24 protein-coding genes are annotated in these 21843 nt (G+C 39.6%); 15 read left to right on the top strand and 9 right to left on the bottom strand.

What is annotated here, in order from left to right:
• The first annotated feature begins 253 nt into the window (after positions 1–253).
• From MST16_RS04115 to MST16_RS04130, 4 genes are all read left to right on the top strand, one after another.
• The gene (locus tag MST16_RS04115; protein WP_078191431.1) at positions 254–775 is read left to right on the top strand and encodes an acyl-CoA thioesterase; all 522 of its coding nucleotides are present in this window, start codon (positions 254–256) and stop codon (positions 773–775) included.
• Positions 776–972: 197 nt separating this feature from the next.
• Complete coding sequence (locus MST16_RS04120; RefSeq protein ID WP_180009821.1) at positions 973–1569, top strand: TetR/AcrR family transcriptional regulator; 597 nt, start codon at positions 973–975, stop codon at positions 1567–1569.
• Entirely contained in the window at positions 1566–2771 is a 1206-nt protein-coding gene (locus tag MST16_RS04125; protein WP_180064922.1) for an MFS transporter, read from the top strand. The genes MST16_RS04120 and MST16_RS04125 overlap by 4 nt, the downstream gene beginning before the upstream one ends.
• A complete protein-coding gene (locus tag MST16_RS04130; protein ID WP_180011458.1) occupies positions 2771–3664 on the top strand; it encodes a LysR substrate-binding domain-containing protein in 894 nt (297 codons plus the stop codon). Before MST16_RS04125 ends, MST16_RS04130 begins: the two co-directional genes overlap by 1 nt.
• Positions 3665–4144: 480 nt before the next feature.
• On the opposite strand, the gene MST16_RS04135 is transcribed toward MST16_RS04130, so the two are convergent.
• Positions 4145–5053, bottom strand: coding sequence for a DUF4349 domain-containing protein (locus MST16_RS04135; RefSeq protein ID WP_180011460.1), 909 nt, complete (start codon positions 5051–5053; stop codon positions 4145–4147).
• A gap of 215 nt (positions 5054–5268) precedes the next feature.
• On the opposite strand from MST16_RS04135, the gene MST16_RS04140 reads away from it, so the two are divergent.
• Complete coding sequence (locus MST16_RS04140) at positions 5269–5877, top strand: glutathione S-transferase family protein (RefSeq protein WP_180011514.1); 609 nt, start codon at positions 5269–5271, stop codon at positions 5875–5877.
• A 174-nt stretch (positions 5878–6051) separates the two neighbouring features.
• Here the strand turns inward: MST16_RS04140 and MST16_RS04145 are convergent, their stop codons facing one another.
• From MST16_RS04145 to MST16_RS04160, 4 genes are all read right to left on the bottom strand, one after another.
• Entirely contained in the window at positions 6052–6732 is a 681-nt protein-coding gene (locus tag MST16_RS04145) for a hypothetical protein (RefSeq protein WP_180011462.1), read from the bottom strand.
• Between the two features lie 122 nt (positions 6733–6854).
• A complete protein-coding gene (locus tag MST16_RS04150; RefSeq protein ID WP_180011464.1) occupies positions 6855–8459 on the bottom strand; it encodes a bifunctional 3-(3-hydroxy-phenyl)propionate/3-hydroxycinnamic acid hydroxylase in 1605 nt (534 codons plus the stop codon).
• Between the two features lie 343 nt (positions 8460–8802).
• On the bottom strand, positions 8803–9024 hold the full coding sequence (locus tag MST16_RS04155; protein WP_078191424.1) for a hypothetical protein: 222 nt from the start codon (positions 9022–9024) through the stop codon (positions 8803–8805).
• A 364-nt stretch (positions 9025–9388) separates the two neighbouring features.
• A protein-coding gene (locus tag MST16_RS04160; protein ID WP_085940648.1) for an IS4-like element ISAba1 family transposase occupies positions 9389–10479 on the bottom strand; the annotation gives its coding sequence in 2 pieces (ribosomal slippage) (positions 9389–9939 and positions 9939–10479; 1092 coding nt in all).
• 303 nt (positions 10480–10782) lie between these two features.
• Between MST16_RS04160 and MST16_RS04165 the strand changes: the two genes are divergently transcribed.
• The 5 genes from MST16_RS04165 (at position 10783) to MST16_RS04185 (ending at position 15533) form a co-directional block, all read left to right on the top strand.
• Complete coding sequence (locus tag MST16_RS04165; protein WP_180011466.1) at positions 10783–11796, top strand: GTP-binding protein; 1014 nt, start codon at positions 10783–10785, stop codon at positions 11794–11796.
• A 65-nt stretch (positions 11797–11861) separates the two neighbouring features.
• Positions 11862–12392 (top strand): YaeQ family protein, encoded by a 531-nt coding sequence (locus tag MST16_RS04170; protein WP_180011468.1) that lies wholly within the window; start codon positions 11862–11864, stop codon positions 12390–12392.
• A 114-nt stretch (positions 12393–12506) separates the two neighbouring features.
• Positions 12507–13130 (top strand): MgtC/SapB family protein, encoded by a 624-nt coding sequence (locus tag MST16_RS04175; protein ID WP_180011469.1) that lies wholly within the window; start codon positions 12507–12509, stop codon positions 13128–13130.
• 80 nt (positions 13131–13210) lie between these two features.
• A complete protein-coding gene (locus tag MST16_RS04180) occupies positions 13211–13549 on the top strand; it encodes an FKBP-type peptidyl-prolyl cis-trans isomerase (protein ID WP_180005310.1) in 339 nt (112 codons plus the stop codon).
• A 127-nt stretch (positions 13550–13676) separates the two neighbouring features.
• Complete coding sequence (locus MST16_RS04185) at positions 13677–15533, top strand: diguanylate cyclase domain-containing protein (RefSeq protein WP_373687874.1); 1857 nt, start codon at positions 13677–13679, stop codon at positions 15531–15533.
• 144 nt (positions 15534–15677) lie between these two features.
• Here the strand turns inward: MST16_RS04185 and MST16_RS04190 are convergent, their stop codons facing one another.
• Positions 15678–16124, bottom strand: coding sequence for a GNAT family N-acetyltransferase (locus MST16_RS04190; RefSeq protein WP_078191420.1), 447 nt, complete (start codon positions 16122–16124; stop codon positions 15678–15680).
• A 436-nt stretch (positions 16125–16560) separates the two neighbouring features.
• Here MST16_RS04190 and MST16_RS04195 point away from each other — a divergent pair, with 436 nt between their 5' ends.
• Positions 16561–17049: a hypothetical protein gene (locus MST16_RS04195; protein ID WP_180011471.1), complete on the top strand. Its 489-nt coding sequence runs from the start codon at positions 16561–16563 to the stop codon at positions 17047–17049.
• Here the strand turns inward: MST16_RS04195 and MST16_RS04200 are convergent.
• The 3 genes from MST16_RS04200 to MST16_RS04210 are packed head-to-tail and all read right to left on the bottom strand — an operon-like array spanning position 17031 to position 19376.
• Positions 17031–17594 carry a TetR/AcrR family transcriptional regulator gene (locus MST16_RS04200; protein WP_180011473.1) on the bottom strand — a complete coding sequence of 188 codons (564 nt, stop codon included), beginning with the start codon at positions 17592–17594 and terminating at the stop codon, positions 17031–17033. The two genes, MST16_RS04195 and MST16_RS04200, sit on opposite strands and share 19 nt — an antisense overlap.
• A gap of 50 nt (positions 17595–17644) precedes the next feature.
• Positions 17645–18535, bottom strand: coding sequence for an alpha/beta fold hydrolase (locus tag MST16_RS04205; RefSeq protein ID WP_180011475.1), 891 nt, complete (start codon positions 18533–18535; stop codon positions 17645–17647).
• 55 nt (positions 18536–18590) lie between these two features.
• Positions 18591–19376 carry a crotonase/enoyl-CoA hydratase family protein gene (locus MST16_RS04210; protein WP_180007551.1) on the bottom strand — a complete coding sequence of 262 codons (786 nt, stop codon included), beginning with the start codon at positions 19374–19376 and terminating at the stop codon, positions 18591–18593.
• A gap of 222 nt (positions 19377–19598) precedes the next feature.
• Here MST16_RS04210 and pnuC point away from each other — a divergent pair, with 222 nt between their 5' ends.
• The 4 genes from pnuC (at position 19599) to MST16_RS04230 (ending at position 21833) form a co-directional block, all read left to right on the top strand.
• Positions 19599–20183: a nicotinamide riboside transporter PnuC gene (pnuC, locus tag MST16_RS04215; protein WP_180005315.1), complete on the top strand. Its 585-nt coding sequence runs from the start codon at positions 19599–19601 to the stop codon at positions 20181–20183.
• A 77-nt stretch (positions 20184–20260) separates the two neighbouring features.
• Positions 20261–20560, top strand: coding sequence for a hypothetical protein (locus MST16_RS04220; protein WP_180007552.1), 300 nt, complete (start codon positions 20261–20263; stop codon positions 20558–20560).
• 424 nt (positions 20561–20984) lie between these two features.
• Positions 20985–21158, top strand: a complete 174-nt coding sequence (locus MST16_RS04225) for a hypothetical protein (protein WP_180011477.1) — start codon at positions 20985–20987, stop codon at positions 21156–21158.
• Positions 21159–21335: 177 nt separating this feature from the next.
• On the top strand, positions 21336–21833 hold the full coding sequence (locus MST16_RS04230; protein WP_078192225.1) for a DUF2505 family protein: 498 nt from the start codon (positions 21336–21338) through the stop codon (positions 21831–21833).
• The last annotated feature ends 10 nt before the right edge of the window (positions 21834–21843 follow it).

The raw sequence follows: 21843 nt of genomic DNA on the forward strand, positions 1-21843 counted from the left end.
GGAGCAACGCGTTTTAATGAATATGTTTTAAATATAAAACACAGCATAGCTTGGATTAAAAAATTGATAGATAGCGCGATAAATACTTGTTTATCGGGTGTATATCGTTATCGATATATATTTTACTGAATGATGGTATGATCACTATAAATAATAATGATGGTTTTTTTGCCGATTTGAACATTTAATCTTGATTAAAATCTATATAATAATCACATTAATCATTGTTATATCACGAGTCTAGAGAAACAAGATGTCCCCATTAGATCAAATTGCGAATGCACTAGACGACCAGTCAGAATTATCGATGTCAGTTTTAATGACTCCTGACATGGCGAATTTTTCGGGTAATGTGCATGGTGGAACGATTCTAAAATTGTTAGACCAAGTCGCGTATGCTTGTGCAAGTCGCTATTCTGGTAGCTACGTGGTGACACTATCAGTCGATAAAGTGAATTTTAAAGAACCAATTCACGTGGGTGAGTTAGTGACTTTCCTTGCAAGTGTGAACCATGTAGGTCGTACTTCTATGGAAATTGGTATTCGTGTTGAAGCGCAGAATATTCAAAAACGTACAGTGCGTCATACCAATAGTTGCTATTTCACAATGGTCGCAGTTGATGATCAAGGTAAACCGAAACAAATTCCGGCATTGAATCTAGATAATGACTGGAAACGTTGTCGTTTCGAAGCTGCGGAACATCGTAAAGTGGCACGTTTACAGGAAAATCATCATCCTTCTTGCAGTATTTATAAAAAGTCGACACAAAGCTAATCGCTTTGGTGGCTGAATATTTGAAAAGATCGCTTAGGCGATCTTTTTTTTAATCTGAAATTTGTTTGGATAGTGCAGTAAGGATTTTAATTCCGAGTGTGCGACTAAAGTTTATTCTTCAAAGCTCAGTTAAAGATAGTCATTCAGTCCAATACTGTTTAATATAAAACGATACGTATCGTTTCGTTTTTTAAATTATGAGTGAAACTGAAAAAACTTCTCGGCGTAAGCAATGTATCTTACAAGCGGTCACAGATGCTTTGGCGGAAAGTGATTATCGAAGCATGACCATTGAAGATATTGCGGCTCGCGCAGGCGTGGGAAAATCGACGATTTACCGTTGGTGGAACCATAAGTCCGATCTGGTTTTCGATGCTTTTAAAGCGCACACCGCGTCGGTGTTTGAGCTCGATTTATCACAAAGTTTAGAGTTCAATCTAAATCAACAATTGCTCAAACTATCACGGGCTTTAAATCAGCATGTGGGTCGAGCATTGCTGGTCGTTTTGGCGGAGCATCGTGAAGCAGCGGGTGAGTTTTTTAAACAGTATTTGTTACCTCGACGCGAAGCGACACGTGAGCTGATTCAATTGGCCATTCAACGTGGAGAAATTCGAGCGGATTATCCTTTTGAGCTGATGTTAGATATGTTGTATGGCCCGATTCATTATCAGATCATTTTCTTTAATACTCAGCCAGATGAAGACTATATCAAGCGACTGGTGCAGTTGGCGCTTAAGCCGATTCTGATTGAATCAGAAGCCACACATGGTGGTGAGGCAAGGACATCATGATCCATCAAAATCATGCATCACTATGGAACAAGTCTTTTGTTTTTTGTCTGTGTAATAACTTGTTTTTATTTAGCTATTACTTTGCGCTGCTGACCATATTACCCATTTATATTATGAAAGAATTGGGTGGTTCGATTCAGCAAGCGGGTATGGCTTTAACGCTGTTTTTGGTGTCATCCATTGCGATTCGTCCCTTTTCCGGCATGATCATTGAGCGTTTTGGTAAAGCCAATTCTGTACGTATTTCAGGCTTTATTTTTGTCGTTTTTGCGCTGAGTTATTTGTGGATTGACAGCATGTGGTCGTTGTTGGTCATTCGTTTTTTACATGGTTTTTGGTTCAGTATATTAACCACGGTCAATGTTCCCATCGTAAATGATTACATTCCAGATCACCGAAAAGGCGAGGGCATGGGTTACTTTGTCATGTCGACCAACTTAGGCGTGGTGATCGGGCCATTTTTAGCGCTGAGCATGATTCAATTCAGCAGTTTTAGTACCTTATTTGCAGTATTAGCCTTCTTGGTTGCAGTGGGCTATGTTTTTACGTGGTTAGTTCAAATACAAGAACACGTACAGCTTAAATCAAGTGATCAAGCGAGCAAATCCGCTGCCATCCAATGGCGTGATGTGATCGAAACACGGGTACTTGCCATCAGTTTTGTGGCGCTACTCACTGCGTTTGCATATTCAAGTGTGATGAGCTTTATCACCGCTTATGCAGAGTTGAAGCATTTACTCGCTTATACCAGTATCTTTTTTATTGTCTTTGCTGTGTCGATGTTGGTCGTCCGTCCTTGGGTTGGCAAAGTCTATGATCGCAAAGGCCCGAGTGCAGTCATCTATCCGTCCTTTATTTGCTTTGCCATTGGTTTGGTGATTGTGAGTTTTCTCACGAATCAATGGGTGCTTTGGATATCGGCAGTTTTTATGGGCATCGGCTACGGTTCAGTGTTCCCATGTCTGCAAACGGTCGCGATTCAAACGGTAGAAAAAGCCCGAATGGGACATGCAATATCCACCTTTTTTGCCTTGTTTGATATTGGCCTTGCTGTTGGTTCGGTCATGATGGGTGTGCTAATTGCATACTTTGGATTTCAGGCAACCTATTTATTTTGTGCGGTGATGGTGCTGTTCACTTTGTGGATGTATCGTTTATTCGTGGCAAACCAATTTAAACGCAGTGCTTTAGGAGCTGAATAATGGAATTACGACATCTACGATATTTTGTTGCGGTTGCCGAAGAGCTAAATTTTACCAAGGCTGCGCAGCGAATGTGTACTGTGCAACCTTCTTTAAGTCAGCAAATTAAAGACCTAGAACAGGAAGTTGGGGTGCAATTATTGATGCGAACCAACCGAAAAGTTGAGTTGACTGCAGAAGGTCAGGCCTTTTTAAAAGAAGCGCGTTTGAGTTTAGAACATGCTGAAAAAGCCATGATAGATGCGCGTCAAATTGCGCAGCTCAGTAAAGAACAACTGAATATCGGCTTTGTTCCTGTGGCTGAAATGAAGGTCTTTCCTTATATCATGCCGAATATCCGTGCTCAGTTTCCTGAGTTAAAAATTCATTTTCATAGTTTAATGGATGTCGATCAGATCAGTGCAGTGCGTAAAGGGGAAATTGATATTGCCTTTATCCGTTATGTCGAAGAAAGCCCTGATATAGAATCTGTTCAGATTTTTACTGAGCCTTTGGCGCTGATTGTACCGAAAAATTCGCCTGTGGCAGAACAGCGGCACATTAGCATTAAAAACATGAATAATCAGGATTTTATTATTAGTGATGAACATTCATCACCTGAGCTATACCGAATTATTCAAGATTTCTTTAAGCAAAATAAACTGAATGTGAACTTGGTGCAGCATTCGACCAATATTTTGTTAAATGTCAATTTGGTCGGTATGGGTGTCGGTTGGAGTTTAGTACCGTCTTATGTGATTCCATTGCTCGGTGATAAAATATTGGTTAAAAGTACCGTTGAACCTTTGCCGACCATTGGTTTGTATGCGAGCTATCGAAAAGATCGTAAAAATGATGCAATCGAATTGATTTTAAAAGTCTTAAAAGAGCAGTTCTATATGGGCTTTTTCTAAGCTTTTACATATTGCCGTAAGATCTAAATAACTGATGTTACGCAGTAACATCAGAAGCGCAATTTGATTCAAATATAAAGTACGATACGCGGTAAGGTCATCCGCAAGTGTTTGAGACAGGACAACTTCTAATCAAAAAGTTTTTGCGATACTCTGAATAATTTGACGGTAGTGAACGAGTTTTGCGGTGAGGAGCATTGCTCCGCAAAATGGTTTCCTTGCGAAGCTTCGCTTCTCATTTTGCCGAATGAGAAACAATGTTTCGTAAGAGTACCTCTAGCCGAAGGCTAATCCCTTTATTCAATCCCTAGATATAAGACTCCGTCGAATAGACTTAAAATGCATATTAAAAATGCGAAAGTACTTTTACGTGTGTAACATCAGTTAAACAAAAAATCTCGAATTAAGAGTTTCGGGATTTTTTTATTTATCGTATTTTTAATCAAAGACTCAATGATACATAGCCTTTGTCACTCTGATTTATTTAAACCATTTTTGTAAATAGGGTTTCATCACGCGGTAGGCAATCAAACCGATGAGTATAATCAGATAGAGTGGCCAAATCGTAATGAGAACAACCAACAGGCTCAACACAAATTGCCACCCTTTTTGTATACCGTACCATGCTCTTTGCCAGAAACTATCGCCATTTAACTGCGCAACAGCATCAAGGTTAATATCGATATGTTCACGGACAGTGGCAGGTTGAGTAAAGCTAATCACAATCGTGCTATAGCGGACACGATCTTGAACTTCTAAGCGGGTCAGGCGTGAGATTTCATTGACTTGCGCTGCAGAAACATGGTCGGGCACGACCTGTGTTTGCGACATTTTTTCTTCGAGTAGTTTTAGCTCATAGCGTTTTGCCGAATATTGCTGACGGTTCAAAAAATGCATTAGTGGCAACAGTTGATTGACGAAATGTGCAGCTTTTTCACTTGGCACACGAATGATCATTTCCGCTTGCGGATTTACTTTTTCGAAGATTTTAATTTTGCCGTCAGCAATCGGGTAGGATTGACTCTCTTGCACCATAAAGTCGATATTTTTCTGTTCAATAAAGCCGCCTAAACTTAGCGTCAGTTTTTCAATTTCTAAGGCCGTTTTAACGACATCTTTCGACTCAAAACTGACATTGGCTTCTCGTACCATTTTACGTGAGGCTTCGGCTGGGTTGACCTGCTCATTTAAAATAGTTTCAGGTTTTTGTGTTGTTGCAGGCGTGGTAGACGGCTCATTGGAAGTGCTTTCCGCTGCTTGATCTTGCTGTGTACTGACTTGAGCAGGTTGTGCATCTGCGCTGGCTTCAGTTGCCATTTCTTCGGTTTTCTTGGAACAGCCTGAAATTAAAATCACCGTAAACATGGCAATTAAATATTTATTTTTCATCGATGTAGAGCTCAATTGTTTGATTATCAGAAAGTCGGAGTAAATACTTTTTGCTTTAAATATAAATTCAAATTTAGCGTAATTATTAGTCGGGCGTATTGTATCGGAAAGTGTTTAAAGCACGGATGAACGCAACATAATTCTACATAAAGCCGCGTATAGTAATAGACAGAACAACAAGGATGAAAATAAGGATATCTACAATGAACCCAACAATGAAACTCTACAGCAATCCACGCTCACGCAGTAATACCATTCTGCCTTTATTAAAAGAATTAGACATCGAGTCAGAAGTTGACATTATTGAAGTGCCATATGAAGAGATGTATCAAGCGGCATATCTAAAGATTAATCCCATGGGCAAAGTTCCCTGCTTGGTCGATGGCACTGTCGTGATTAGTGAGACCGCTGCCATCTTTAGTTATTTAGCCGATAAATTTAGTGAAAAAGGTTTAGCTCCCGCCTTGGATGATCCAAAACGGGGTGAATATTTGAAATGGATGTTTTTCTGTCATGGTCCGCTGACTGAATACATGGATATGAAAAATGTCGGCATTAGCACTGAGTTGATGGATGAGAAACGTGGCAGTTTGAGTTTTGGTAATGAAAAAATACTTTTAGATTTTATTAAAACAGGGCTTGCGCAGGCCCAGCCATATCTGTTGGGGGATAAAATTAGCGCAGCAGATTTGTATTTGGCTTATTGGATGGTGTATGCAATTTCATTCAAAATATTGCCATATTTAGATGAATTTAAACCTTTTATTCAGCAGATTCAGCAACGTGAATCGGTAAAAGATGTGCATTGGTTTCAGTCGGTTTAACTTGGATGCTTATTTGATTGTTGGCTGAACGTGGCGTTGCTATATGTCTAATCATGTAACTCTTTCTTTGGAACTACAAAGAAAGAGTTTTAAATATCAATCACTAAGATGGTAAAGCGATTTTAATTATTGCCTAGATAATGTATGGCAAATGTTGAGCTAAATTAAATAGACTCAATCATTGTTGGTTCTATTTAAAAAATCATGGGCTTCATCATCAGATAGAGGTGGGCCTAAATCTCTTTCAAGTTTGGCATATATTTCAAGCAGTCTTTTTTGATGTGGATCCATATCTAAGGCACGATGCTGCTGATATGTTAATTGATCATCAATCCAATCATAATCTTGAACCGCAGCCCCTGCGAAACTGGTTTTCAAATGGAGTTTGTAATAACCAGAAAAGTTATGTTTCTTGGTATCTAGACAGAGATACGCGAAGGTAGACCAACCACTTTCGGGAAATTTAAGGCGAGTTCGGCAGGGCTTCTTTTCTAGTGTAAATGTGGGTGAATAGACTTGGCCTTTTAGAATGATATTTTTATCTTGACCAAAATATTGAGTTTGTAATGCAAATAAAGCAAGAATCACTGTGGTGAGAAAAAAGCTGGCAATAACTGCATAAAAAAATGAAATGTATAAATGGAAGGACAAAAAATTAGATTCTTCGTTTTTGTTCACATCTTTTTCTAAGCCTAATAAATAGCAATTCAAAGAAATAAGAAAACAGAGGCAAAAAACGAAAATAGCTAACCAACTATTGGCATGAAAATGATGTATCTCTACGAAAATGAGTGAACAGATAAAAATAAAACCTAACAAACTATAAATGAATAATTTCTGAAATCTTTTTTGCATTTTGCGAAGCTTATAATTATGTATTGAACGATTATAGCATCTGATGTTTATAGTGATTGTAGAAAAAAATCACCATGCTTTATGCATGGTGATTTTTAATTCTTGCAGATCTATTTAGATTATTAAGCATGCAATTTTGCAAACAATTGTTGGCTCACGCTATCTAAATTTTGTGGAATTGCAATCGCTGCAACAAAACGGTCTGGGCGAAGAATCGTAACAGATTCAGTGGTTTTACCAAACCAACCACGAATATCAGTACCAATATCACCAATCGTAATTACATTGTCGTACTTGGTGCGATTTTCATTGCTAAGCTGAACAGCAGGCAATACTTGGATAAATTTAACGCCCAATTTTTGCCATTTTTTTATGGTCGCATCTGACAGACCCCATTTTGGATCGACGCCCCAAGCAATGATTGCAAAGTCGTTACCGATGACTTCATCAAGTAGGACTTTCTCACCAGATTCAAGTTGAACATGTGGTTGAATGAACATTTTACCCACAGGTGAGTCTTTAACACCGTTATTGATCAATGCACCATCGTTGTACTTCGGCATTGGTTTGAAGCGCATTTCCAATAGATATTGCTTGATCGGTTTGATGTAATTGAGCGCATAGGCAATACCATCACGCACGAAACCTTGCCATTTTTTTGGTGGCGCAAGGACATGACCCGCCATTACAGAAAGATCAATCATCGCTTTGGCATGATCTTTACGTTCAACTTGGTACGTATCTAAAAGCGCAGGGCCAGCTTTGCCTTGTACAACCATTGCAACTTTCCACGCAAGGTTGAACGCATCGCGCATACCACTGTTATACCCTTGACCTTGCCATACTGGCATGATGTGCGCAGCATCGCCTGCAAGTAAAATACGGTCTACACGGAATTTATCTGCAATACGGGCATTGTGGGTATAAACACGCTGACGAATCACTTCAATACCATCGGTCGTTGGAAGTACTTTCGACAAAAGTTTTGCAATGTTTTCAGGTTTGCTTAATTCTTCTTGAGTCTCCCCAGGCATCACCATAAATTCGAAACGACGAATACCGTGTGGAAGTGCAGCAGATACATAAGGACGCACAGGGTCACAGCATAGGTAAATGTGTGGCGTTGCAAGTGGGTCATTATTGATGTCGATCACGATCCATTGGTTCGGTGCAGTTTTACCATCGAAGCCGATGTTGAGGGTACGACGTACCACTGAGTTACCACCATCACAAGCAATCAAATACTGCGCTTGAATTTTTTCAGCTTCACCGTCTTTATTTTGAATATTGAGCGTTACACCATTGGCATCTTGGCTAAAATCAGACAATTGACGAGAGAATAAAACATTTGTGGTTTCGTACTGTTTTAAACCTTGTAGCAGTACATTATCGACTTGCGGTTGAATAAAGGCATTACGACGTGAGAAACCAAATTCACGAGTGAGCGGTTGAATGTCTGCGAAACAACGGCCTTTAGGGGTTAAGAAACGCATCGCGTGGTTCGGTGTCGTATGCGGTAACACTTGATCCACTAAACCTAATGATTGGATGGTACGTAATGATTCATCATCAATACCAATCGCACGTGGGTAGTCAATCAGGCTGTCCAGTTGTTCAATCACAGTGACATTGACGCCTTGCTTACTTAAGTAGTTTGCAATGGTTAAGCCGACAGGACCTGCGCCCAGAATGGCAACTTCCGTTGTGTAATTTGCTTTATTGCTCATGCGTAAACATCCAATCACTTCACATATGCCACTATTAAGTTCTAAACAGAGACTCTCAACAAGCTAGGCATAAGTCGAAACGATGAATCGAATTGTCGTGTTTTTTGCAGGGTTTTATTTTAAGTGAATGATATATATTTATTTATATGAAAATCATCAATCATTTTGAATGATTTATCGATCATTAAAATCTATCAATCAGTGGCTTTGAGCATAAAAAAGCCGAACCATTTTTCAATGATCCGGCGACTTTAATTCATTTAGCACAACATTTTATTAGTGAGGGATAAATGTTGAGCAGCAGACTAAATGAATTTAGCGTGTGGAGTACGCTATCCGTCTATTACTGAGCAGGTTGAGCTGGTGCAGAACCTTCAGCATTTGCTTCTGAAGCAGGTTGAGCAGCAGTACCTTCAGCAGCAGTTGTTTCAGTCGCTGGCTGTTCTTGAGTGCTAACCACTACTTTTTCTTGTTCAGGTGCTTCTTGTTTATCTTTGCTCGCAGCAAAACTTGTTGCAGCTGCAGCAGCTAGAGTAGAAGCAAGTAAAATTTGAGTTAATTTCATTTTGAGCATCCTTATATATTTTAGTAAGTCCTGAAAAGATCATCACGTCCATCAGGAGAGAACTCATGCTAAATCGAGAAAACCGAGTGATCAATGCGAGCAACAAAATGAAACAGACTGGTTAACTGGATGAATACATAACCGTCCATCCTGTGTTTTAAATGTAAAAAAAATATCGGAATCTTCATTTAACTTTGCAAGAAAAAATGACCAAATCGACTTCATGATTCATTCATTGTTTACATGATGATTACATCGAAGTCGTAATTAAGCTGAATCCAGAATTTTCACTAAAATCCAAATGTAAGGATTCTTTTCGATATGGCTATTTTTTTAAATATAAGAGCTCTGTACACGACAAATTTCACAGAACCCTTATCCTATCAGGATTCTGCTTTCTTAAAATTGCCAAAATTTCCTTAAACTCTTCTTTTTTCCCAAAACCAATTAAACGCTGAATCGCCATTTGAACATAGTCTAAACCATAGCGAAATAAACTCATTGAGAGTCGTCCATGCTTCTTTATTTTTATCGCTTTTTTTTGATTATGTTGCCATTCACCCGTTAAGTAACACCAACAGAAGCTTATAGCTAACACCGCAATCAATTTTTTCACTCGTCTAGGGTCTGTCAAGCGCGTATTTTCAAGATTAAACCCGCGTCCTTTGAGACAACTGAATAAGGTTTCAATTTCCCAGCGTAATGCATAATCCTGAATAGCATTGGCATTAAACTGAGGAGAAACGACGAGTAAAAGCTCTCCATTTTCTAACTGTAGTGCACTTATATATAGTTTCACCCGACCAACCAAAATCCGTCGTTTACGACATTCAATTTGACCAACTTTAAGATGGCGAAATAAATCACTAATTTTATGATTCTTTCCTAAATGATTGGTGACAATGAAGTTTTTTTAACACGAATGCAGAAGTTGATGTCTTGTTCAATTAACCATGTAAACCACTGCTCACCGATAAACTCTCTGTCTGCGAACACATTCACAATACGGTCTTTACCAAAAATGGCTATAAAGCGTTGAATCAAAGCAATACGCTCTTTCGTATCTGAATTTCCACGTTTATTAAGCAATGTCCAAAGGATAGGTATCGCTATTCCACGATAAACGATTGCGAGCATCAGGATATTAATATTTCGTTTTCCCCATTTCCAATTGGTTCTATCTAAAGTCAGTTGCACTTGGTCGAATGAAAACATATTGAAAATCAACTGAGAAATTTGACGATAATCAAAATACTGACCTGCAAAGAAGCGCTGCATACGTCGATAAAATGATTGTGGTAAGCACTTGATGGGCAAGGCTTTAGATGCAGAAGAAAGATTACATGTTTGCTTTAAAATAATCACAAGCATGATGAGCGCAAAGCACTTTAAATGTGACTTGTTCCATTTTAGAGATTTGTTTAAGATAAGATATAACTCATTGAGATGTGTCATAGTATTCGTCGTTAGAAAACAATTATTGTGACATTATTTCAATGAGTTATCTATTTTTGTCGTGTACAGAGATATAAGAGTTAACTTTGCCAATAAAATGTGACCAGATATGTCATGCATTCATGCAAATGGAATAAATAGGCTGTTTAACAGCCAGATCATCATTCAATGCCTCGGATACTAGGCTGATCTATGCTTTAGGAAAATGAAGACGGAGAAATGAAGACTAGGCTTGCAGCATTTTTTTGAAATCATTATGGTAAAGGCCATCAATCATTGGCTATTTATTTGAGTGACTCACTTTTGAAATTAGTTTCTACCCACGGTGCGATTCCGGTTCATATTATTTCTGGCTTTTTAGGTGCGGGTAAAACCACAGTTTTACAGCAGTTATTAAAGCAAAAGCCAGCGGGCGAAACTTGGGCCGTACTGATGAATGAGTTTGGGCAAATTGGGGTCGATCAACAGATGTTGCCGCAAGATCAGGGCTTTGCGGTGAAGGAATTATTGGGTGGATGTCTATGTTGTAGCAGCCAACTGCCGATGCAAATTGCGTTGTCACGGTTATTGTCAGAGGTGAAACCCGACCGACTGTTTATTGAGCCGACAGGTTTGGGGCATCCGGGACAACTTTTGGAGCAATTGACTGAGCCACATTGGCATCCGCATTTAGCTATGCGAGCATTGGTGACCGTGGTCGATGGCTCACGCTTACATGATCAAGAGTGGACTTCGCAAAACCTGTATGCCGATCAACTCAAAGTGGCACAAATCGTTGTGGTGTCTCATGTTGATTGTATGAGTGATGCCGATCAAGCTGGTTTAGAACGACTGAAACTAGCGTATTTACCGTATCAGCAGCAATGGATCAATGTTGTCAAAGGTGATTTAAAACTGACAAATATTGATCTTGCCTATGTGGGAAGTCCTCGTAAAATTCAGCCTTTATTGGCAATACAAAAGCAAACGTTGGTCGATGTGCCCACAGAAATTAAACAGTTGCCTTATCATTATGTTGAATCCGCTCAGGGCTATAGTGTGGCAGGTTGGAAACTCCCAAAACGATGGATTTTCGACTTTTTTGAGCTGTTGGACTTACTCTGTGAACAGCAAGATTGGCTAAGAATCAAAGGTATTTTTCAGACAGACCAAGGATGGAAAACCTTTAACTTTAATCCCGATCAGTTTAATTATCAGTCAAGCGAGGAAAGTATCGATAATCGTGTCGAAATTATTTACCAGACTGAACGTGAATGGCTCGAATTTGAAGATCGCTTAATGCAGTGCCGGATTGATGCCGAGAAAGCGGAGAAATAAGTAAATCAGCGCAGCAAAAGCTTGCTAAATCTTATATGCTAGGCGCCAAATTTGAGGACTTTCACATGGCGCTAAAAGCTACAATTTATAAAGCAGATTTGAACATTGCCAATATGGATGTACACCAATATGGTGATTATCAATTGACGATGGCTTTGCATCCTTCTGAAACGATTGAACGTTTGATGGTACGTGTCTTGGCATATGCACGCTATGCTGACGAAGCATTAGAATTTACCAAAGATCTTTTCGAAACAGATGAACCTGCGTTGTGGGAAAAAGATTTAACAGGTCAATTGGTGAAATGGATTGAAGTCGGTTGTCCTGACGAAGATAAAGTCAAAAAAGCCAGTGCTCGTTGCCCACAAGTCGCTGTGATTACTTATGGTTCTTCAGTAGACGAATGGTATAAACGCAACAGCAAATTGAAAACCCTGAAGAATGTTGAAATTTGGCAATTATCTGAAGCGAGTGCGGCTGCCATTCAAGAGTTATGCGAACGGACCATGTCTTTACAATTAAACGTAATGGACGGCGAATGGACTTTGATTGGTGATAAAGCTCAAGCGGTGATTGAATGGACACAATTGCAATAAGCATTTGATGTGATTTAACTCATCACGATGGATGTGAGTTCAGGCTTGCATCCTGACTATAAAATTCGGTATATCTACAAACAATGAGAAAATTTTAAAGATGGGGAGCAGCCGATGTACCCTGATTTTTATTTGTTATTTGTGGCGCTTATGATTGGCGCTGTCATTGGTACGGAACGTGAGTACCGAAGTAAGTCGGCAGGTCTGCGCACCATGATTATGGTCAGTTTAAGTTCATGTTTATTTACTATCTTATCGTTACGTATCGGCGTTGATAGTCATGATCGAATTGCGGCCAATATTTTGACTGGCCTCGGCTTTTTGGGTGCGGGGGTAATTTTTAAAGATGAAAATCGAATTTCAGGCATTACCACAGCAACTACCATTTGGATGACCGCTGCCTTAGGCATGGCTGCGGGAGCGGGCTATGTCATGCTGAGCTTGATTGGTACGGTAATTGTGCTGATCGTTTTAATTGTTTTGATTTATATTCAAGCGTGGATTGAAGCGAAAAACCAAGCACGGAGTTATCGTATCGTTTGTCACTTTCGACAACAAACGCTGGATGACTATGAAGAGCTGTTTAAAACCTATCAAATGCAAGTGGTTCGTAGTGTGCGACATAAAACTGAACATAAAATCAGTGGGCGTTGGATCTTAATTGGCTCTGCGACAAACCATAGAAAATTAACTCAAGATCTAATGAATGATCAGGATATTCTGGAGCTCAATTTTTAACAGCGTATTTACTACGGCATCCAAAGTAATCCTGTTTATAATAGGGTTTTATTTTGATTGCGGCATTTGAGGTTGAGAGCATGAGCAAAGAATTAGAAATTATTGACTTAGTGGTAGGCGAAGGTAAAGAAGCGGTTAAAGGCGCTTTGATTACAACACACTATACAGGCTGGTTAGAAGACGGCACTAAATTCGATTCATCACTGGATCGTGGTAATTATTTTGAAACGGTAATTGGTACAGGCCGTGTGATTAAAGGTTGGGATCAGGGCATCATGGGGATGAAAGTCGGTGGTAAACGTAAGTTAATCGTACCATCACATTTGGCTTATGGTGAGCGTAAAATGGGTAATGTAATTCCTGCCAATTCAAATCTTATTTTTGAGATTGAATTGTATGACGTAAAAACTCGCGATTAATACAGTGACTGTTTTAGATCGATGACATGGACGTTATTGATCAATTGGATAAAATAGATGTTGTTATTTTTGTCTTTTACCGTAGATTAGAATAATTACTCGAGTATAAACGCAGGAATCAAAGCCATTGTATTTACAGTTGCCTTGTACCAGATTGTTCTGGGTTTTTACCTTTATTATTTTTACACTGGCATTTACTGTATCGACTGTTCAAGCACAGTATGAAACTGCGCCTAAATCATTTTATTTAAAGCATCAAAACGAAGTTAACCAAATCTACTTCACAGAAGATACCAGTAGCCTATTGCAAGGCAAATGGTTGTTTTATCCAAATCAATTTTTAACGTCTCCAAGTTCAGTTCTGGTCGGTCAAACGGTCTATCTGCCTGCTTCATTTAAAGACATCACAGGGGATAGTAAAGGCTTTGGGACATTTACTGGACATTTCCAAATCCCCAAACAATTTATTGGCCGTCGTATCGCAATATTGATTCCAAATCAGTACGGTGCGTATCGGGTATTTTTAAATGGTGATGTGATCGTCCGTTTGGGTGAAGTGGGACAAACTGAAGCAGAACAAAAAACGGAAAATGCGCCGCGAATTGCCTATTTTGTGGCACAAGATGAATATTTCACCTTAACCATTCAAGCTTCGAGTTTTAACAGTATGCATGGCGGGTTTGAAAACCCGATGCGTATTGGTATTGCTAAGACAGTAAACCGCCAATTCCAACAACAAATGATGAGTATTGGAATGGTGTCGGGCGCCGTCTTGGGTGTGGGACTATTTACGATTCTATTTTCAGTCTTCCGAGGTTTACGCGGCCGCAACAGCCGAAGTAACTTGGTATTTGGCTTATTTATTGTCTTTTTAGCATTCCATAATTTATTTTCAGCACCCTATGCCTATACCACGTTTACCGATATCAATTGGTTATGGGGCACGCGTTTAGACTATTTATTTACTTATTTTGCGTCGATTTTCTTTTTAAGTTATATCCACTTACTTAGTCGTCGCTATTTATTTACGCTAAATTATCAGATCGCGATGTTGCTATTGTCTTTGAATATTTCAGTGACTTTTGTTTCGACGCCTGAGATTTTTCAGCCTTTGGCAACCTACAGCTTTGCTTATGTGATCGTTGTTCTGAGTAATTTTGCTTATGGTTTTTACCTAACACTGAAAAAGAAAGAACCGTATTCAAAATTAAATTTAATCGCGGTTATTTTCCTGTGCATTACCTTTTTAAACGACTTTTTGCTGATGATGAATTTGATTGATTCAGTCAATTTATCGTTCATTTCAACCAGTTTGTATGCCTTGTTGATCATGTTTCAGCAATCGCATCATTATGCACAGCAGTCGATGCATACGGAACAGTTGAATAATAGTTTGCTTGAGCTAAACAGTTCACTCGATCAGAAAGTCAAAGAGCGCACCTTACAGCTTCACGAGCTGAATAAAAAGCTAGAGCTACAAATTCGTATTGATGCCTTAACGGGGGCATTCAACCGCCGTGCACTGAATGCTGAAATTCAACGCTTATATTCGGAAGTCCGTTTTCATAGCCATCGAACACTGGTCTTTGCCATGTTAGATGTTGATTATTTTAAAAATTATAATGACCACTATGGACATCTCAAAGGCGATGAGGTGTTACAGCAGATCGTGAAAACCATGCAAAATACCCTGCCAAGTTCAGCCTATGTGGCTCGCTACGGGGGAGAAGAGTTTGCCATATTGATGCATGATGTTCCGTATGCGATTGCCCAAGAGCAATTACAATTGGTACTCGAAGCCATGCGTAATGAACAGCTTGAACATGTTAATCGGGGTGATGACAAAAATTACGTCACTCTAAGTTTGGGCATGGCATGGATGGATAAGCAAAATGACTTTGACAGTATCGAAGCTTTAATGAAACATGCAGACCATTATTTATATATGGCCAAACAGGCAGGACGCGATCAACTTAAGCCTTGATACCTAGTCGTAAACGGTTTAAAACTTTGTGGAGGTATCGGTAGTATCCATTGCCAATACTTATTTAGATTGATCTCTCTTTAAATTCACCTATCATAATCATCCTATTTGAAAATCTATCTTTTTATGAGGTTTGCCTCTCTACTAACAGAGCTGTTTGACCAATTTGAGCGGAACATCGGCAGGCTCAAAATCCTGATGTGCGACAAAGCCATATTTTTGGTAAAAGGCGAGTGCCGTATGAGTACTTTCTAGACTGATCTCGGTAATATTCTTTTTCCGGACGCAGTGCATCATGTTTAACAATAACGCCTTACCAATGCCTTGGTACTGACGTTCAGGGCAGATATAGTTCAGTAAAATTTGTCCCTGATCACTGACTAAAATAAAGCCGACCACTCGATTGTCACTGACGTAGACCCAACTGTCGTTGTAAAGCATCCACATTAAAATATTTGATTGGTTTGCCTCCTCAAGCCAAGTTTGAATCACACTTTCATTACGTTGATGGTCCTGGATACATGAACGAATGCTGTTGTGAATCACGTGAATAATTTCGGGTATGTCCTGGATTTGTGCTTCGCGTATCATAATTTTTTCTTTTTATAAAAAACTCCAACAGCCTGCCATTTCAGAAGATATCGCCCTGTGCTTAAAGAGGCTTATTGTTGCGTTTTATGTTTTTTTTGCTGCCATTGCGCTGTTGGGTTGGGTTTTTATTTCAAAATTGTTGCAAAATTTACAAATGTATATTTATAAATTAATCATTAAATATGGATAAATAACCACATAAATGCATCTAACTATACTGTTTTTAAAGTAATAATAGATCTTTTAGAAATGTATACATACTCAATGATTTCAGCAGGTGTAATAGTTTGAAATAAATTAGCAAAGAAAATAGGCCAAATTTCAGCTTTAAAATAATTTTGTATGAATTTTAAACGTTATTGTGCGTTATATTAGTCCATAAAAATATTCGATGATTCAAGATGTGCATGCGCGTCATCGGCAGTAGGTTGTTATTATGGTTAATTTTCTCATTGTGATATGTATTCTGATCGCGTTGTCTGCAGCGGGCATTGTGGTCAAAAAAATCCTAAAAACAGAAAAATATCGTCAAAAATATACGCGCTACCAAGCACCAGAAAAATCGAACAGTATCTCTTTAGCATCGAATGATGATGCTATACGCCAAGTCGATCAGGTCATTGAAGTTGATGAATATGAACAGCAACTTTTTGATGATATTGCGGAAATTTTCTTTCAACAACAATACAAATTAGATTCGCTACAGGCAGCCGAGCAGTTACAAGAAGTCTTTTTACGTCGCATGCCAGTGAATTGTAAAACTCAAATTCGCCAATTAGATTTGAATGAATGGTCGATTTATTGGAATTTTTACAATCAATCACTCGAGTATTATTTAGGCCGATACGGTGATTTTTATACACATGTCGACCGTTTTGGCGAAGAACATAAAATTGAATATCGCTATCAAGACTCCGCAAGTTGAAGCAAAATGCGATCTTGGACTAAATCGAGATAACTCAAATCATCGGTTATTCGGGCCATTAAAATAGCGCCTTCATAATCAGCCAAGCTGATTTTGGCAAGTTGAGCGGCGTGTTCGATGGTCATGCATCGCTTAAAAAACACTTCAAAGGCGAGTTGCCACTCCTGAAAGATGGACTGTAATTTTGCAAAAATCTCGGCAGGTAAATGTTGCCGCTCCATACTTAAGATCCCGACCAAACAGCCTAATCCACCTTGGCTAAAAAACTGGATGGCCTGTTGATGGATGTGCGAGAAAGCCTGTTGAGGTGAGGTAGTAATTTGCTGTAATTGCTGAAAAATACTGTGCTTTAACTTCACGTGTGTCAGGTTTAAAATTTCCATCAGCAAAGCGTCTTTATTCGGATAGTCATAATAAAACGCAGCTTTTGAAAGTCCACAGGCTTCAGCCAATTTCCCCATGCTGCAGCCCATATAGCCATAGCGTTTAAAGGCGTGTGCTGACTGTAGTAATAGATGTTCTGAGGTGTTTTTCCGTGGACGCATGTATCTCTCTATCCAAATAAATCACTATGATGTGTATAAAGTAAATTGGTTTAACCGACTAATAGTTCGTCAAACCTTCCAATGACTTCCTGCCATAAGGGTTCAGCACCTTTGCGGAAATATCCCATATGACCAATCTGTTTTAGACCATAATCTTGCGCTTCAATATTGATATAGTGCATTGATGCTTGCGCATAATGTTGCATAAAAGCATGTCGTGAATTGGGTAATGCCCAGTCATCATCGAGCGCAGCGACCGCATAAATCGGCGTTTGAACTGCAGCATATTGTTGAGATAGCTCACTCAGCTCAGGGTCGGCAAAGAAATAGGTTGGGTTTTTACACCAACGACGCCATTGCTTATAGACATCGACAGGAAGGTCAGCGCCCATATTGAGTTTGCTCCAAGGCAAATACCCTTTGACGGCAACCATCGGCGGAAAAACGATATTCCACATCACATGAACTTTCATTTTTTCTTTAAAGGGCATATAGCCATGCCAACCTGCGCCAGTGCCAAAACAATACATGGCACGTATCTGATCATGATTTGAGGTAAGGCCTAGTGCTTGACCGCCATAGGAGTGTCCCACTAGAAAAGTTTCCTGACCGTGTTGTTGCATATAAGCTATGGCACCAGAAAGGTCATAACGTCCCCAGTCAAGATAAGACATCTTAAAGCCTTTAAGTTTTGACGGTGCAGAACGTCCAATACCACGATAATCAAAAGTCAGTACTTGATAACCGAGTTCTGCGGCATACTCGGCAAATCGACGGTAAAATTGTTGAGGTACACCTGTCGCACTTGAAATAATAATATTGGCCTTAGCGGCAGTATTAGGCCGATATTCAACGCCTGAAAGCGTATAACCATCGGTTGCTGTGAAACTCACAGGTGTACTATGTATTTCTTGCGTTGCTTGTTCTAAATCCGTTGGCATAATTTTTCTCTTGATGTTGCAGGGCGTTAAAGGTTTATTCGATTTATCCATAGGCTTATTTGCCCTGAAAATTGGCTGCGCGACGTTGTAGCATGGCCATCACGCCTTCTTGTACATCTTGTGTTTTTAGTAATGGCTGTAAGTGCTGATCTAATTGAGCAAAGGCAGCATCGGCTCCCAAATGCACACCTTGCTGTGCTGCAGCGAGTGTTGCCTGAACCGCCAGTGGTGCAGCCTGCGCAATTTGTTCCGCAAGTTCAATGGCACGAGATAAGGGTGCTTGGTCAGTGATTTCAGTCACCAAGTTCATGTCATATGCCGTTTGCGCATTGAAACGTTCACCTGTGAGTAAATAGCGCATGGCTTTATTCCAACCCGCTGCTTGGACAAAACGAACTGTTGCACCACCAAAAGGAAGAATGCCACGTTGCACTTCCATTTGAGCAAACTCCGTGTGACGCTGTGCGATCACGATATCGGCATTCAGCATGAGTTCAATACCCGCTGTAAAACAGAACCCTTGTACCGCGACCACAACTGGTTTTTTTCGTTGTCGTGAGTTGGTTCCCCACGGATTAATTTGCTGATCAGGAAAATTAAACAGCCCGCTGCCAAGTTTGGGTTGTAGTTCGACCAGATCTAGACCCGCAGTAAAATGATCGCCATGAGCAAAAATCACCGCACAGCGTAAATTTGGATCATCTTCATATTCAGTGAGCGCCAGTGAAAGGTCATGAATTAAATGACTGTCAAACGCATTTCGTTTATCTGCACGGTCCAAACCGATTAAATAAAGATGACCACGAATTTCTCGACTTACACGACCTTGTTGTTCTGACATTTGGATAATTCCTTCTAATTATTCTTTATGCATAGCTAAGTTTTTAAAAGATTGTTAGAAAACTGTCAAAACTGATGCGTTCAAAACATCAAAATCATCGTCTGGTGGATGAGTGGTTTGATTTAAAATTTACAGAGTTGATATGAAATAGTGTGTGATATAGCTTGCCTTTGGGCTGATTTTTTCCATAATAGCTGCAGCTTTTTTAAGGCCCAATCAACCATGTCGAACTTAGAAATATTTGCAGTTATTATTAGCTTAATCGGGGTGAGTTTAACCATTAAGCGAAATATGTGGTGTTGGTGGTTTAACTTTGCAGCTTTTTTGCTGTATGCCTACTTGTTTTATACCTACAAACTTTATGGCGAAACCATTTTGCAGTTTTTCTTTGTGGTGGTGAACTTCTACGGTTTTTATCACTGGTTGAAGGGCAAACAACAAGATCATGACATCCGTATTGAACCGATTGCGACCAAACTCGTGATCTTTCAAATGCTCTTAGCAGCGGTGGGCGGTTTGATTTTTGGTTTAAGTTTGCACTATTTTACCGATGCAGCCGTACCGATTTTGGATGCACAATTGGCCGCGTTTAGCTTACTCGCAACGTATTGGACCAGCCGGAAACATATTGCTACTTGGGTGCTTTGGGTATTTGTCGATATTATCTATGTGGGTATGTTTATATACAAAGACCTGTATCTCACTGCGGCGTTGTATGCTGGTTTTGTGGGCTTGGCGGCATTTGGTTGGTGGCAATGGACACAAGTCAAAAATAAACAGCAGCAACAGGCGATGAAAGCTTTATAAGGATCATTGGGTGATGGCAAAGCTACTTTTAATAGCCGATTCCGAACCCGATGAATAAGTAAAGAGCGTGCAGAGTCATGATTATCGACTTTCAACTTGAGCAGCAACTGCGTTTTGATCGACAAGCTGGGTTTCTATTGCAGCAAAAAGCGAGCTTTTTTCAGTTTGAACAAATAGCAGATGTGTATAACGCTGAATGGCTCAATGCATTTCCACAAGGCACGCAATGTAGCATCAGCGGTTTGGATGATGGTGCAGATGAATACGGCATCCAAATCAGTTACAAACACCAAAGCGTTTTGATCGATTATTCACAAGTAATCAAATTGGTACACCGTGATCGGGATGGTGTGGTGCATAGCATGATCTTAAATTAACAACTGATGTTACGCACGTAAAAGTACTTATGCACTTTTAAAATGATTTTTAAGTCTATTCGACGGAGTCTTACATCTAAAGATTGAATAAAGGGATTAGCCTTCGGCTGGAGGTACTCTTACGGAACATTGTTTCTCATTCGGCAAAATGAGAAGCGTGCTTCGTAAAGAAACCATCTTGCGGTGCAATGCACCTCACCGACAAAACTCGTTCACTACCGTCAAATTATTCAAAGCATCGCAAAAACATTTTTGATTAGAAGTAGTCCTGTCTCAAACACTTGCGGATGACCTTACCGCGTATCGTTCTTTTATTTGAAGTAAATTGCGCTTTGATGGTTACTGCATAACATCAGTTAATCAGCTATGTATTGAACTTTTTCATCATTATGGCTCGCACTGCACGTCTTATGAACCCAGCGCTTTGATACATGCAAAACCAATACAACAGCTGCCTGAACAAGCCAGCTTTGATATTTTTAGCCTCGGCTTCGGTCATTGGTACGCAAAGTTGTCCTATGCAGGGATGTATTTAAAAATCGATGCGGGCTGGGAATTTCAGCTCGAGTTTAAAGATAAGCATGGGCAAATCTATTAAAAAGTCCTTTAAGGCAGAGTCCAATGAGTTGCTGTATGGCAATTCTGTTTTTCTAGCTTGGTTTCAGGTCAATGACAGCCATAACGCTTTTCGATTTAATTAAAAGCACAGTTTTAGCAACTGTAGACTGGGCGAAATAAAACAATAAAACCAATATTGACCTTAAGGATTACGAGAATGGCACATCAATTTACCGTCAATGCCACAATTCATGGCGTTTCACTTGAAGATTTTAAACGACTAGCCGCAGATATCAGCTTGCATGAAGCGGTGTGCAAACGCATACCGGGTGAAAATCTAGAAATTTTAGAATCAAAAAAAACAGGCGATATGTATACCTTAAAACGTGCCTATAACCTTGATGTAAATATTCCAGATATTGCCAAGAAGTTTTTAAAAGATGCGTTTCGTCTGAAACGTACGGATATTAGTAATTTGGCGGCATTAACATCTGACGTCAAACTAGATCCGAACCTACCGCTCGAAGCCAGTTGTAAACGAAGTGTCAGTGGTGATGCAACACAAGTGAGTTTCAATTTGGACTGGACGGTGAAAGTCAAAGTTCCACTGATTGGTGGATTACTTGAAAAACATGCAGAAGGTGAAATTCGTCGTTTTAGTCAGCTTGAGATTGAAATTGTAGAAGATGAATTGCGTAAAAATTTAAAAGCCTGAATTGATTTGA

The sequence above is a fragment of the Acinetobacter sp. YH16040_T genome (genome assembly GCF_024605785.1).
GTDB lineage: Bacteria > Pseudomonadota > Gammaproteobacteria > Pseudomonadales > Moraxellaceae > Acinetobacter > Acinetobacter amyesii.